The 14577-nt window shown below is 46.1% G+C and carries 13 protein-coding genes; 8 read left to right on the top strand and 5 right to left on the bottom strand.

What is annotated here, in order from left to right:
- Window positions 1-15 precede the first annotated feature (15 nt).
- Both NBH06_RS03130 and NBH06_RS03125 read right to left on the bottom strand, forming a co-directional pair.
- The gene (locus NBH06_RS03130) at window positions 16-453 is read right to left on the bottom strand and encodes a DUF2867 domain-containing protein (RefSeq protein ID WP_046411813.1); all 438 of its coding nucleotides are present in this window, start codon (window positions 451-453) and stop codon (window positions 16-18) included.
- A 6-nt stretch (window positions 454-459) separates the two neighbouring features.
- Window positions 460-1266 (bottom strand): KilA-N domain-containing protein, encoded by an 807-nt coding sequence (locus NBH06_RS03125; RefSeq protein ID WP_155012038.1) that lies wholly within the window; start codon window positions 1264-1266, stop codon window positions 460-462.
- Window positions 1267-1639: 373 nt separating this feature from the next.
- Here NBH06_RS03125 and NBH06_RS03120 point away from each other — a divergent pair, with 373 nt between their 5' ends.
- From NBH06_RS03120 to NBH06_RS03110, 3 genes are read left to right on the top strand one after another with little or no spacing between them, the layout of a single operon-like run.
- Window positions 1640-2206 (top strand): manganese efflux pump MntP, encoded by a 567-nt coding sequence (locus NBH06_RS03120; RefSeq protein ID WP_155012039.1) that lies wholly within the window; start codon window positions 1640-1642, stop codon window positions 2204-2206.
- 6 nt (window positions 2207-2212) lie between these two features.
- Window positions 2213-3235 carry an FAD:protein FMN transferase gene (locus tag NBH06_RS03115; RefSeq protein WP_250792751.1) on the top strand — a complete coding sequence of 341 codons (1023 nt, stop codon included), beginning with the start codon at window positions 2213-2215 and terminating at the stop codon, window positions 3233-3235.
- 17 nt (window positions 3236-3252) lie between these two features.
- A complete protein-coding gene (locus tag NBH06_RS03110; RefSeq protein ID WP_250792750.1) occupies window positions 3253-3693 on the top strand; it encodes a DUF1648 domain-containing protein in 441 nt (146 codons plus the stop codon).
- Between the two features lie 69 nt (window positions 3694-3762).
- On the opposite strand, the gene NBH06_RS03105 is transcribed toward NBH06_RS03110, so the two are convergent.
- Window positions 3763-4809, bottom strand: a complete 1047-nt coding sequence (locus tag NBH06_RS03105) for an asparaginase (protein WP_250792748.1) — start codon at window positions 4807-4809, stop codon at window positions 3763-3765.
- 600 nt (window positions 4810-5409) lie between these two features.
- Between NBH06_RS03105 and thrA the strand changes: the two genes are divergently transcribed.
- The 4 genes from thrA to thrC are packed head-to-tail and all read left to right on the top strand — an operon-like array spanning window position 5410 to window position 10999.
- Window positions 5410-7845, top strand: coding sequence for a bifunctional aspartate kinase/homoserine dehydrogenase I (gene thrA / locus NBH06_RS03100; protein ID WP_046411821.1), 2436 nt, complete (start codon window positions 5410-5412; stop codon window positions 7843-7845).
- Between the two features lie 21 nt (window positions 7846-7866).
- Window positions 7867-8451, top strand: a complete 585-nt coding sequence (locus NBH06_RS03095; protein ID WP_250792746.1) for a YdeI/OmpD-associated family protein — start codon at window positions 7867-7869, stop codon at window positions 8449-8451.
- Between the two features lie 14 nt (window positions 8452-8465).
- The gene (locus NBH06_RS03090; RefSeq protein ID WP_250792744.1) at window positions 8466-9677 is read left to right on the top strand and encodes a cofactor-independent phosphoglycerate mutase; all 1212 of its coding nucleotides are present in this window, start codon (window positions 8466-8468) and stop codon (window positions 9675-9677) included.
- A 14-nt stretch (window positions 9678-9691) separates the two neighbouring features.
- Window positions 9692-10999, top strand: coding sequence for a threonine synthase (gene thrC / locus NBH06_RS03085; RefSeq protein WP_250792742.1), 1308 nt, complete (start codon window positions 9692-9694; stop codon window positions 10997-10999).
- A 69-nt stretch (window positions 11000-11068) separates the two neighbouring features.
- Here the strand turns inward: thrC and NBH06_RS03080 are convergent, their stop codons facing one another.
- Window positions 11069-12244 carry a purple acid phosphatase family protein gene (locus tag NBH06_RS03080; RefSeq protein WP_250792740.1) on the bottom strand — a complete coding sequence of 392 codons (1176 nt, stop codon included), beginning with the start codon at window positions 12242-12244 and terminating at the stop codon, window positions 11069-11071.
- Between the two features lie 350 nt (window positions 12245-12594).
- Window positions 12595-13881 (bottom strand): O-acetylhomoserine aminocarboxypropyltransferase/cysteine synthase family protein, encoded by a 1287-nt coding sequence (locus NBH06_RS03075; RefSeq protein ID WP_250792738.1) that lies wholly within the window; start codon window positions 13879-13881, stop codon window positions 12595-12597.
- Window positions 13882-14057: 176 nt separating this feature from the next.
- On the opposite strand from NBH06_RS03075, the gene NBH06_RS03070 reads away from it, so the two are divergent.
- Window positions 14058-14519: an Lrp/AsnC family transcriptional regulator gene (locus tag NBH06_RS03070; protein ID WP_250792735.1), complete on the top strand. Its 462-nt coding sequence runs from the start codon at window positions 14058-14060 to the stop codon at window positions 14517-14519.
- The last annotated feature ends 58 nt before the right edge of the window (window positions 14520-14577 follow it).

Here is a 14577-nt window from a genome sequence, read left to right as displayed (position 1 = left end):
CTCGTTAAAAGCAACTTATCTGTAAAGAGATTTTTCAATATTGTTTTTTGCTCGTTGTAAGAGTGTCGTGCAAATTAAAATATGAAACGGTTTGATTATGGCAAAATAACATTTCCCTAAATTATTATGGAATCTGACTTTTGTGCTGACAGATATGCGTTGATTATCACGTTCCATGCTCTCGGTCATAAACACAATTTCCAAATCAAGATGTTTATCATTTTTGCATACCGTCGCCATATTCTCGGATTCGATATGCACCAAATCCGATAACTTTCTTTCTTTTTTCAATCCGAAAGGTCTCATCACGACATTACGGAACTTCATCAAAAGGGTTATCCATTTGGGGGCAGAAAAGAACAGTTCAGACAGCTCTACCGCACTTATAAATCTTTCAGTATGAATTATATCGCTGAATTCATCTGTATAATCGTAATTCTTATCGCCTTTCATGATTCTTTATTTCAATAACTTACGGCTGTAATTATTACCACTTTCCAATATGCTCATCTGATGAATGGCTATTTGGTTTAGTCTAACAAGACGTTTGCTCTGTGGCATACCTTGTTCGATGAATACAGCATTGAGATTCTCCATATTCGACAAGCAGATAAGTTCATTGATAGTAGCATAATCACGAATATTGCCCGTCAGTTCGGGGTTGGCTTCCCTCCATTGTTTTGCTGTCATACCAAACATCGCCACATTCAGTACGTCAGCTTCGTTTGCATAAATAATATTTGCTTGTACCGGTGTAACTTTCTGCGGGATAAGGTTTTGCTTTATGGCATCAGTATGTATGCGGTAGTTGATTTTAGATAATTCACGTTTGGCCGACCAACCGAGTTGCTGGTGTTCTTCTGCTTTTAGTCGTTGATACTCTTTAACAAGAAGTAATTGAAATTTAGGAGAAATCCACATGCCAAAATGATATGCTATATCCCGATGTGCATATGTGCCACCGTAGCGACCAGCCTTAGAACGAATGCCGATTGCATTGGTCCTTTCTATCCACGTTTTTACAGAAAGCACGAAATTGTTGCTTCCTGCTGCATTTTTAATTGTACCGAATTCGGTACAATTAAAATCGGGGTTATACAACATTTCCCATTCGCCAAGATATTCGATAGTGCTTTTAAGACTAAGCCAACGGAAGATAATATGCTCTTGCAATTGACTTTTTGCCATGTCTGTAAGGCTGATGTAGTCTTCTTCATTGTACTTGACAATGCTAATATCTGTATTTTGAACGGTAATTTTTGCCATTGTATTGTAATTGATGCAATGAGTTTCAATCACAAAAGTCGCTATAATTTGCGAGATTATGTCTTTTTTAATGGACTATTTGCAAAGATGAAATACAACAATTCGATTATTGGTATTGTCTTTCCCGACAATTATTTTAATTCTATATTAGAAAGAATTATTGAATAGTATTGTATTTCAAGTGTCTGAAATTCAACTTGTTAATAAATTATTGTCTTTGATTTTCAAATAATTCGCTAAAAGTTTATTCTTCAAATGGTTGTATCGAGCCGCCGAAAATCTAAAATATATTGAAATAGAGATATTGCCGATTTTTCTTCGATTATTCCGCTGTTTTTCGATAACTTTGCGCCGAAACATAATCAAATAACAAGTGTCATTATTCGAGCTTTTTGTTTTGGCTGTCGGGTTATGCATGGACAGCTTTGCCGTGTCGTTGACATCGGGTGTCCTTTTGAAGCCTTTTACGTTATCCCGTGTTTTGAAGATAGCCGCTTTTATGGCGGTTTTTCAGGGAGCTATGCCGCTTATCGGTTGGTTTTTGGGCATTGGGTTTAAGAATTATATAGAAGCCTACGATCATTGGGTAGCATTCGGCGTTTTACTCTTTTTGGGAATGAAAATGATTTATGAAGGCTGGCTCCGGAAAGGAGAGTCCGAACCCTGTTGCATCGATCCTGCCGATACGCGCACGTTGGTGGGTCTTTCGTTGGCTACGAGTATCGATGCTTTGGCCGTGGGTATTTCGTTTGCGTTTCTCAACATGACGATGATTGCGCCCACGATAGTTATTGCCGGTGTCACATTTGCCTTTTCTTTGGTCGGGGTTTATATCGGTCGTCAGTTCGGTCGCCGTATACATAACTTTGCCGAGGTCGTCGGGGGAGTTATCTTGATAGGGATAGGCGTGAAAATCTTGTTGGAACATTTGTTTTTTTAGGAGGTTATGGATAAAAGATATGCTCGTTCGTGGTGGGCGGTCGTTCTGTTTTTGGTCGTGTTTCTGTCGACAAGTACCATACGTCGTTGTGGCAAGAACACATATCGATATGACGAGGGGCTGATATTCGGCACTTTTTACCACATAACCTATAAATATCCCGAATCGTTGTCCGAAGAAATCAAGAACCGGTTGTTGCAATTCGACGCTTCGCTCTCTCCGTTTAACGATACTTCTATTATTTCGCGGATTAATCGCAACGAACCGGTCGAGACCGACCGGTGGTTCGAGCATGTGTTCAATGCTTCGCAGCGTATATACACACGCACGGGTGGGACGTTCGACCCTACCGTATCTCCGCTTGTCAATGCATGGGGATTCGGTTTTAAAAAAGGGGTTATTCCCGATTCTGTTCAGGTCGATAGCCTGTTGAGGCAAGTGGGTATGAATAAATTGACTCTTGAAAATCATCGGATATTAAAGTCCGATACTTGTGTTACTCTCAATTTTTCGGCCATAGCCAAAGGATATGCCTGCGATGTGATAGGACAGTTGTTGACCGATAAGGGAATCGATGATTTTATGGTCGAAATAGGCGGCGAGGTATTCGCCCGTGGGAAAAATCCGGAAGGAAAAATGTGGCGGGTGGGGGTGAACCGTCCCACTATTGCCGATGGTGAAGCCGGAACGATCGAAGAAATCGTGCAGATAACCGATGTCGGATTGGCTACATCGGGTAATTATCGCAATTATCGTATGGTGGACGGAAAACGGATTGCACATACGATAGATCCCGTAACAGGTTATCCGGTACAACACACGTTGTTGAGTGCGACGGTAATGGCTCCCGACTGTATGACTGCCGATGCATATGCTACCGCTTTTATGGTTATGGGATTGGAACGCAGTAAGGCATTGGTCGATTCTTTGCCGGGGGTCGAGGCTCTGTTTCTCTATCAAAACGGTAGCGATACTACCCGGATAGATTATTGGGCAACGTCCGGAATGCGGGAAAAGATAGAGCGGTAGAATAATCTCTTGAAGCCATGAAAAAGCAGATAAAAGAAATACCCTCGATACTCTTCCTTATGATTTCTTTTGGAGTAGCCATTCGGGTAATGACCGAAGGAAAGGAAGAAGTCCCTCTGCACTGGAATGTCCGGGGCGAGATAGATTCGTGGGGCGACACGTGGACGATCGTTCTTCTTCCTGTCATCGCTTTGGCGTTGTATGGATTACTCACCCTTTTGCAACGTCGGCCTCAATGGTATAACTATCCCTGCAAAATAACCGATAAGGCAGGTGCATACAAACTCATGTCGGGTATGATAGGTCATATCAAGAACCTCGTTATGCTGCTCTTTCTCTATATTACGCTGTCTGTGGCGCAAATCATAGAGCTGAGTACCTGTGTGTTGCTACTTATCGCTCTTGCCATACCGTTCATAATTATTGTTATGTCCAAAAAATTCGAACGGTTTTCTTGAAACCGATTGCCGATGATTGTTGCTTCTTTTTGATTCGGTTGTCTTGTGTCTCGGTGTTTTTTACTTGGCCTAATTATGCAAGGTCAATGTGATTTCCCCGTTTAGCGAGCGATTCATATTTTCTTTTACGACTTTGGCGGAATAGCGGTGACCGAACAGGAACATAAGTTTGGTAAGTACGGCTTCGGTTGTACTGTCATAGCCGCTCACTACGCCCACGTCTTCAAGTTTGCAACCGGTTCCGTATCGGCTCATTTGTACGCTTCCTCCCATACATTGGCTCACATTGACGATAACGATGCCTTTGTCCACGGCCTCTTTCAGTAAGTTGAGGAACCACTCCTTCACGGGAGCGTTTCCCGATCCGAACGTTTCGAGCACGACACCTTTCAATCCCGGAATGTTTAGAATGGAGCGCACGGTTTGTTCCGATATGCCGGGGAACAGTTTCAGTACTACGATGTTGGTATTCATCAAATAGTGCGGACGCAGAGGTTTCGATGTGGTGCGGGCGATTTGGTTTTCGTCGTAGTGAATGTGTACCCCCGCCTGTGCCAACGGAGGATAGTTGGTCGATACGAATGCGCTGAAACTTTCGGCACTTATTTTAGTTGTACGGTTTCCTCTCAGCAGATGGTTGCCGAAAAAGATACACACTTCCGGGACCAGAGGTTCGCCGTTGGTATTTTTGGCGGCAGCTATTTCGATGGCGGTAATCAGGTTTTCTTTGCCGTCGGTTCTCAACATGCCGATGGGAAGTTGCGAGCCGGTGAGAATAACCGGTTTGTTCAGATTTTCGAGCATGAAACTGAGAGCCGATGCTGTGTATGCCATCGTGTCGGTTCCGTGCAAGACGACAAATCCATCGAATAAGTCGTAATTGTCGGCGATGATGTGTACCAGTTTTACCCACGAGTCCGGTTCTATTTCCGACGAGTCGATGGGGGGCTCGAATTGTACCGTCGAGATAGAGAACCCAAGTTGTCGCAATTCGGGAACTTTATCGAGAAGGTGGTGAAAATTAAAAGGTTCGAGGCTTCCGGTTTTGCTGTTTTCTACCATTCCGATAGTTCCGCCGGTGTAAATGATAAGGACCGATGTTATATTTTCAGGCATACATCAATGATTTATTTCTTTACAAAAAGTAGTGAATACGGACTGAAACGAATAGGATTCGGTTGCGTCGGGTATGCCACATTTTTTGTTTGGTTGTACAAAAATAGTCATTTGCGGGGGAAAATATCATTTTGTTTGGCAAAATATTCCCTATTATCGACTACCTCCCTTTTCATGTGGCAAAAAGATATTTTCAAAATGCCGTTTAAAAACGTCTGTAAAATACAAAATTGTAAAAGAAATGATATTTTTATAAATCATTTTGTGCTTGTTTTTATTCAAAAAATAAAAAATAGATTACTTTTGCAATAAAAGAGAAAATAGATGACATCGGGCGGCAGTCGATAGAGTTTGGTTGTATTCCTCGGTTGTTGCATGTTTGAGAGGATTTAAAGATAATAATATTGATGACAAGGTTACGATATAGAACATGTTTTTTCTTCGGGGTTGCGGCTATGGGTACTACCCCTTAGGGGGGGAGGACGTTATTTCATTATTTCGATTTACCGTAATTGGGTATGGCTTTTAACTAAGTTTTGTAACTTTGTGTATGATTCCCCATAGGTTGGGGAAGGTAACACCGATAGAAATTCACTAGATATGAAAGTATTGAAATTCGGAGGCACGTCGGTCGGCTCGGTAGAGAGCATGTCGAGTGTCAAACATATAGTCGAGAGTTGTCGGGAGCCTGTTATTGTAGTGGTTTCGGCGCTGGGGGGAATAACCGATAAACTCATTGGTACGGCCAAAATCGCAGTGGAAGGCGGTAATGCTTATGAACACGGTTTTCGTGAAATCGTAGATAGGCACATTGCCATGATACATGGCGCTGTCGATTCGCATAAGAGAGACGAACTTCTGTCGCTCGTAGAGCCATTGCTCGATGAATTGGGAAATATTTTCAAAGGCGTGTCTCTCATTAAAGATTTGTCGGTAAAGACCCTCGACACGATTGTCAGCTACGGCGAGCGTCTCTCCTCGTTGATTGTCAGCCGGGTTATCGACGGGGCCGAGCATTACGATTCCCGTCGGTTCATCAAGACGCAGATGCAGTGTGGTAAACACATTGTCGATTTCGAGGAGACCAACCGATTGGTGAAAGCCGGTTTTAATCCATTGCCTCGTATAGCCGTCGTTCCGGGATTCATCGCCTCTGACAAGAGCAATGGCGATGTCACCAATCTGGGGCGTGGAGGATCGGATTATACGGCAGCTATCTTGGCTACCGCTCTCGATGCCTCGCAGCTCGAAATCTGGACCGATGTCGATGGCTTCATGACAGCCGACCCCCGGGTAATCAATACGGCTTATGTCATCGAGCGGTTGTCGTTTGTCGAAGCGATGGAATTGTGCAACTTCGGTGCGAAGGTTATTTATCCTCCGACCATTTATCCGGTATTTCACAAAAATATACCTATATTCATTAAGAATACTTTTAATCCTTCGGCTCCCGGAACCCTCATTTCCGAGGACAATTCGCATGCCGAAGGGAAGGCTATCAAGGGTATTTCGTCTATCAACGACACGTGTCTCATTACTTTGTCGGGTATGGGCATGGTGGGTGTCATCGGTATCAATTCACGTATATTCAACCGGCTGGCAAAGTCGGGTATCAGTGTCTTTTTGGTGTCGCAGGCATCGTCCGAAAACAATACGACATTTGCCGTGCGCAATGCCGATGCCGAGTTGGCGGTGAAAGTATTGCGCGAAGAGTTCCGCCACGATATGGCCGTTGGTGAAATTAGTGCGATCGAAGCCGAGAAAGATCTTGCCACCGTAGCTATCGTGGGCGAGAATATGAAGCATACGCCCGGTATTGCCGGAAAACTGTTCAACGTTTTGGGGCGCAACGGTATCAACGTGATAGCTTGTGCGCAGGGGGCTTCTGAAACCAATATATCTTTTGTGATTGCACTTGGCAGCCTGCGTAAAGCGCTCAACGTCATACATGATTCTTTCTTCCTCTCCGAGTCGCAAGTGCTCAATCTTTTTGTCGTAGGTGTGGGTACGGTAGGTAAGGACTTGTTGCAACAAATCAGTAAGCAACAGCAACGGTTGCTCGAAACGAAGGCTTTGCAGCTCCGGTTAGTGGGTATTGCCAACTCGCGTAAGTGCCTTTTCGATAGGGAGGGTATTGACGTCGAGCATTGTCAAGAGCTGCTCGATCGTTCCGAAATGGTTGCTTCGCCCGAAAAAATCAAGGACGAAATTATCAAAATGAATATCTTCAATTCGGTGTTTGTCGACTGTACGGCAAGTCCCGATATAGCCGCGCTTTATAAGACTTTGCTCGACCACAACGTGTCGGTAGTGGCATCCAATAAGATAGCCGCTTCGGGATCGTACGATTCTTATCGGGAATTGAAGCAGACTGCTCGCAAGCGTGATGTGAAGTACCTTTTCGAGACGAACGTTGGGGCGGGGTTACCCATTATCAACACGATTAACAACCTCATCAACAGTGGCGATAAGATCTTGAAAATCGAGGCAGTGGTTTCCGGTACGCTCAATTATATTTTCAATGTGGTGGGAGCCGATGTCCCGTTGAGCCGGGCTGTGCGTATGGCGCAGGAAGCCGGATACAGCGAGCCCGATCCTCGTATCGATTTATGCGGACAGGACGTTATCCGCAAGTTGGTGATTTTGGCGCGCGAGGCCGGATACAGGGTAGAGCAGAGCGATGTGAAAAAAAAGCTCTTTATCCCCGACGACTATTTCAAAGGTTCCCTTGCTGATTTTTGGAAAGCGATACCGCAATACGATGCCGAGTTCGAACAGTATCGTAGACAAGTCGCCGATCGGGGTAAAGTTCTCCGTTTCGTCGCCACGCTCGACCACGGCGATGTTGAGGTGGGGTTGCGTGAAATCGATTCGGCTCATCCGTTCTTCCATCTCGAAGGGAGTAACAATGTCATATTGCTGACTACCGAGCGTTATCGGGAATATCCTATGGTCATCAAAGGATATGGTGCGGGAGCCGAAGTTACAGCCGCCGGTGTCTTTGCCGATATTATCGGTATTGCCAACATTCGATAAGGGTTATAACGAGTGCGAAGCATGGAAATAAGTAATGAGTTGAATGTCGGTTCCAGAGAGCAGCTGCGGGCTTGGCTGAGCGAGAATCACGACTCTTGCGATGAAGTCTGGATAGTGTGTTGCCGTTCCGATCGGGTGCACACTTGCGGGTTACCCTATTTGGACGTTGTCTATGAGGCGCTATGTTTCGGCTGGATCGATTCTACCTGCAAGCGGGTCGGCGACAAGATGTTGCAACGGCTCACTCCCCGTAAAAAAGGAAGCAATTGGACCGAGCTCAACAAGGCTCGTTTCAGGTATCTCGAACGGGAAGGGACGATGACCGATGCGGGAAGGGCGGTTTTTCCCTATTTGCTTGAAACGGAATTTACGATAGACGATATTATCGTCGAAGAGCTGCGGAAACACCCTGTGGCGATGGACAATTTCTCTCGGTTTCCGGAGCTTTATAAGCGGGTGAAAATAGGAAATATACAAATGAAAAGAAATAATTCGGATTTGTATTGGCGACGTTTGGACAAATTTATCCGGTTTACTTGTCGAAACAAAATGTACGGCGAGTGGAACGACAATGGGAGACTGTCGCAGATATATGAGAATAAATAAAAAACAAAGAGCCTATGAAATATATCATTGTTTTGGGCGACGGTATGGCCGACGAACCCATCGGGGAATTGGGTGGGCGAACGCCTTTGCAGGCGGCCGATACTCCGGCTATGGACTGGTTGGCAGCTCATGGTCGTTGCGGTTTGTTGAAGACAGTCCCCGATGGTTATCATCCCGGTAGCGAAATCGCCAATTTGTCGGTATTGGGTTACGACCTCGACCGGGTGTTCGAGGGTCGAGGCTCGTTGGAAGCGGCGAGTATGGGAGTCGATATAGAGTCGGGCGAGATGGCGATGCGCTGTAATCTCGTCTGTATCGAAAACGGTCGTATCAAGAATCATTCGGCCGGACATATCTCTACGGCCGAAGCTGCCGAATTAATTGATTTTTTACAAAAAGAATTGGGAGGTGAGGATGCCAACTTCTTTCGAGGCGTTTCGTATCGGCATCTGTTGAAGTTGAAAGGCGGAGACAAGCGAGTCGACTGTACCCCTCCGCACGATGTTCCCGGTACGCTTTTTCGTGAGGTAATGGTTCGTCCCCTCGTTCCCGAAGCCGTTCCGACAGCCGATCGTCTGAACGAGTTGATATTGCGTTCGCAACAGATTCTGCCGTTGCATCCAGTCAATCGGAAGCGTGTCGCCAAGGGTAAAGACCCGGCGAACAGCATCTGGCCGTGGTCACCCGGTTATAAGCCCCGCATGGAGACACTGGCCGAGCGTTATGGGATAAAGAGCGGCGTTGTCATTTCGGCGGTAGACCTCATTCGGGGTATCGGGGTATATGCCGGTCTGCGGCCTGTCGAAGTCGAGGGAGCGACCGGTTTGTATGATACCAATTACGAGGGTAAAGTTCAAGCGGCGATCGAGGCATTACATACGCACGATTTTGTATATTTGCATATTGAAGCCAGTGATGAGGCCGGGCATGAAGGCGATGTCGATTTGAAAGTTCGCACGGTTGAATATCTCGATCATCGGGTTTTAAAACCGCTCATCGATGCCGTATCTCGAATGAGCGATTCGGTGACGATAGCCTTGTTGCCGGATCATCCCACCCCTTGCCGGTTGCGCACTCACACGGCCGAGCCTGTCCCGTTTGTGATTTACAAATCTGGGGTGGAGCCCGACGGAGTCGCCCGGTACAGCGAGTCCGATGTAGCCGGCGGCGCTTATGGGGTGCTGGTAGGAGAGCAGTTTATAAAAGAGTTCTTTCGGAAAAATTAAAATAGAAAAGAGCGATGCAATTTTACAGTACGAATAGAAAAACTTCGCCGGTTTCCCTCTGCGAAGCAGTGGTGAGAGGATTGGCAGCAGATAGGGGGCTTTTCATGCCTGAGGTGATTCGCCGGTTTCCCCCGGCATTTTACCAAAATATGAAAGAGATGACCCTGCGCGAAATTTCTTTTGTCGTGGCCGAGGCCTTTTTCGGGGAAGATGTGGAAGCCGGTAAATTGAAAGAGATTGTCGACGAGACGCTCAACTTCGATATTCCGTTGGTGCAGGTGGCCGATAACCGGTATAGTTTGGAACTTTTTCACGGACCCACGTTGGCATTTAAAGATGTGGGGGCGCGCTTCATGGCTCGGTTACTCGCCTATTTCAATAAACAGGAGGGCGAGCGGCAGGTCAATGTGTTGGTAGCTACATCTGGCGATACGGGCAGTGCCGTGGCAAATGGATTTTTAGATGTTCCGGGTGTAAAAGTATTCGTGCTTTACCCGCAAGGGAAAGTCAGCGAGATACAGGAAAAGCAGTTTACCACACTCGGTCGCAACATTACGGCATTGGAAGTGAGCGGTACATTCGATGACTGTCAGGCATTGGTGAAGAATGCCTTTATGGATAAGGAGCTGAACGAGAAACTCTATCTTACCTCTGCCAATTCCATCAACGTGGCCCGTTTCCTGCCCCAGTCGTTCTATTATTTTTACGCCTATGCGCAGTTGTGCGGGTTAGTCGGGAAGCCCGAAGAAGTCGTGTTCAGTGTGCCCAGCGGAAATTTCGGCAATATTACTGCCGGTTTGATGGCTAAACGCATGGGACTGCCTGTGAAACGGTTCATTGCGGCCAACAACCGCAACGATGTATTTTTGCAATACCTGCATACGGGAGTTTATACGCCGCGGCCTTCGGTCGCCACTATCGCTAATGCGATGGACGTAGGTGATCCCAGTAATTTCGCGCGAATACTCGATTTGTACGGAGGCTCGCACGATGCGATTTGTGCCGAGGTAAGCGGGGTAAGTTACACCGATGAACAGATTCGTCGAACGATGAGCGAAACTTTCCGTAACGAACGATACTTGCTCGATCCTCATGGAGCTTGTGGCTATCAGGCGTTAGTCGACGGATTACAGCCCGGTGAGACTGGGATCTGTCTCGAAACGGCACATCCGGCTAAATTTCTCGAAACGGTCGAATCCGCTATTGGCGGGACGATTTCGGTTCCCGAAAAACTGCAAGTCTTTATGCGGGGAGAAAAACAAAGTATCCTTATGCCGGTCGGCTTCAACGCTTTCAAGCACTTTTTGCTCAATCAGCAATAAAGGTTCTGTTACGTAAATCAAACAGCCGGGAAATTTTCCCCGGCTGTTTGATTTATACGATTGTATTATTTATTGTTTCTGAAATTCTTTTTCTAACAGGATTTTTCCGTCTTCCTGTTTTACTTGAACTTTCAATGAATGGTTCGAGGCAAACAAGGTCAATACCGAGTTGTTCGAGTTCACGATGATGGGGAAGGAGGCCGCATTTCCTTTGTCGGAGAATCCGAATGCGTGCTCGTGACCGCTCAACATTAAATCTATTTGTGCTTGCTCCAATAAGGGCAGTAGTTGTTCCCGCAGCCGTTCGGAACCGTACCAACCGCCTTTCGTGAAAGGCATATGTGAGATAACCACACGGTAGGAGGCGTTCTTGAACTCTGGGTTGTCTATCTCCCGAGACAGCCAATCCTTTTGTTCGAGCATATAACTGTCGAAGTCTATCAGTCCAGAGTATTCCACATCGGTGTCAGGTTTGTCTTCACCGCAGTCCAACACGATGAAGCGAACGGGTCCATAGGTGAAAGCATAATAGAATTTACCGTTGGAGCCGGCGAAGTATCGGGAGAAGTTGCGGGCATATGCTCCGCGGGTTTCGTGATTGCCTCTTGCGTACACGAATGGCTTTTGGGCGGCGAACAACTCGATGGAGGTGTTGAGGAAGCTGGTGAATATGTCGCTTTGCCGGTTGATGTGGCTACACATGTCTCCGCAGAAAAGTACCATGTCGAAGTCCTGTGGCGGAGCTATACCCAGTAGTTTCTTTTGCAATTCGTTATTCCCATGTATGTCGTTGACCATAACCATTGACAGGGTTTCTCGATGGTTGTCGAGAGTTGTGAAGGTCAACGGTTTTTTCCAGATGTCGGTGGATACTACGGAACCCATAACAGGACGGTAGGCCCGCAATTCTTTCACTTCTTGCGACAATACTCTGTAAAAATAGGTCGTATTTTTTTCGAGTCCTTTGACCGTCACCCGGTGCAGCGTGTCGACACAATATAACCCGTCTTGTGAGGCATAGGCTTTTCGTGGCGGTTGGGAGTAGAAACTTTTCCCGGCTTCCTTTTTACTAAATTCCACCCACGATTTGCAAGGCTTATCGGTGGTCCACACGACTGTTACTTCATCTTCGGACAGATTCTGTAAATAGGGGCCGTGAGTAATTTGGGCTGAGGGTTGTCCGGCTATGGCGTAAAGGGGAAAGACTATCCCTGCGACTATTGCAATGATTGATTTCTTTGTCATATCGGTAAATTCTAAAATAAATTATTTTTAAACTGTGTTTTGTGATAACTATATAAAGCGGGCATAACTCGAAAAGAGGATATGTTTGTGAAGAATCGATTACGGTATTTGTGTTTTCAAAAACTTAAAGCGACATTTTTATCCCCTTTTGTATGGGATAGAATATTTTTGCTTTTCCACAAAGATAACATATTTATTGCTTGTGTGATGCTTCTCGTAAAAAAATAAGAACGGTTTTTAAGTGAAGGTGTGTGATTGATTCCCGTGAAAAGGGGCAATATAAAACTTGAAACGTCCCTATCCGTATATCGGGCAGGGACGTTTCGGCGCGTTATGATTTTGATTTATAATTATACTTTTTCCAACGCTTGTTTCAAATCGTCGATGAGGTCGTCGATATGTTCGGTTCCTATGGAGAGGCGCACCGTGCCGGGGAAAATTTCCTGTTCTTCTTTTTCTTGGTCGGTAAGTTGAGAATGGGTAGTCGAAGCCGGGTGAATGACCAACGATTTCACGTCGGCGACATTGGCGAGCAGTGAAAAGATTTTCAGGTTGTCGATGAAACGATGGGCTTCTTCTGTACCCCCTTTTATCTCGAAAGTGAAAATCGAACCGGCTCCCTGTGGGAAATACCGTTCGTACAATGCATGGTCGGGGTGGTCGGGCAAAGCTGGGTGGTTTACCCGTTTTACTTTCGGGTGTCGGGACAAAAAGTCCACTACTTTCAAGGCGTTTTCTACATGACGTTCCACGCGCAGGGAGAGGGTCTCCAATCCCTGTAAAAGCAGGAATGCGTTGAAGGGGCTGATGGCTGCTCCGGTGTCGCGTAGGATAACGGCGCGTATGCGGGTGACGTATGCGGCTGCTCCGGCGGCTTGGGTGAATCGGATACCGTGATAACTGGGGGCGGGGTCGCTCAACTGGGGAAATTTACCCGAAGCCGTCCAGTCGAATTTGCCCGAATCGACGATTATACCTCCCAACGATGTGCCGTGGCCTCCGATAAATTTCGTCGCCGAGTGTACGACGATGTCTGCTCCATGTTCGATAGGGCGTATCAGATAGGGCGTACCGAACGTGTTGTCGATAATGAGCGGTATGTTGTGGCGGTGGGCTATCTCGGCGACGGCATCGATGTCGATGATGTTCGAGTTGGGGTTACCCAGAGTCTCGATAAAAACAGCTTTCGTGTTCGGACGTATGGCTTTCTCGAAATTCGACAAGTCGGCAGGATCGACAAACGTTGCCGTCACGCCGTAAGCAGGTAGGGTATGATCCAGCAAATTATAGGTCCCGCCATAGATCGTCTTGGCAGCGACAATATGGTCGCCGGCACAAGTAATGTTTTGAAAAGCGTAAGTGACGGCGGCTGCGCCCGAAGCGACGGCAAGGGCGGCCACTCCGCCTTCCAGTGCGGCGAGACGTTCTTCCAGTACATTTTGGGTCGGGTTGGTTAATCTGCCATAGATATTGCCGGCATCTTTCAATTCGAATCGGGCGGCGGCATGAGCCGAATTATGGAATACATAAGAAGTCGTTTGATAAATAGGGACGGCTCTTGCATCGGTTGTGGGGTCGGGTTGTTCCTGTCCTACATGAAGCTGCAAGGTCTCGAAATGCAATTTTTTCTGTGCCATTATCGTTCGTTTTTTTATTGAAATATCTATTTGTTTATCCTGTGCAAAGCTATATATTGTAGATATATCGAACAAGAATTTTTATAAATATGGAAAATATAACTATATTTGCTGTTATTATTAGAGCAAATATATTGTTTGGAATCTTGGGGGCTTCCCCGAAAGAATACTATTCTATGGAAATATTGGATAAAACCGATTTGCAGATATTGCGAGTCTTACAAAACAATTCTCGCTTGACAACCAAAGAATTGGCAGCAAAAGTTAATTTGTCGCCTACACCTGTCTTTGAACGGGTGAAACGTTTGGAGGCCAACGGATATATCAAAAAATATGTGGCAGTGCTCGATCCTGAGAAACTCAATCGGGGTTTCGTCGTCTTTTGTAGCGTCAAGCTCCGTAGGCTCAATCGGGACATAGCCGCCGAGTTTACCCGCATTGTCCGGGAAATCCCGGAAGTGACCGAGTGTTACAACATTTCGGGCGATTACGATTATCTGCTCAAAATCCATGCTCCCGATATGAAATATTATCAGGAGTTTATTATCAATGTATTAGGTACGATAGAGAGCATGGGGTCGCTCATGAGTACCTTTGTCATGGACGAGGTGAAGCATGAGTATGGCATTCCACTTTAATTTTTCCATGAGTTGTCCCGCTGCCTTTTTCTTTCCTTTCCGTATCTTTTGCTCGTAA

The sequence above is a fragment of the Barnesiella sp. B2-R-119 genome (assembly GCF_023656675.1).
GTDB classification, from domain to species: Bacteria; Bacteroidota; Bacteroidia; order Bacteroidales; family Barnesiellaceae; genus Barnesiella; species Barnesiella intestinihominis.
This window is presented reverse-complemented; position numbering and strand designations above follow the sequence as displayed.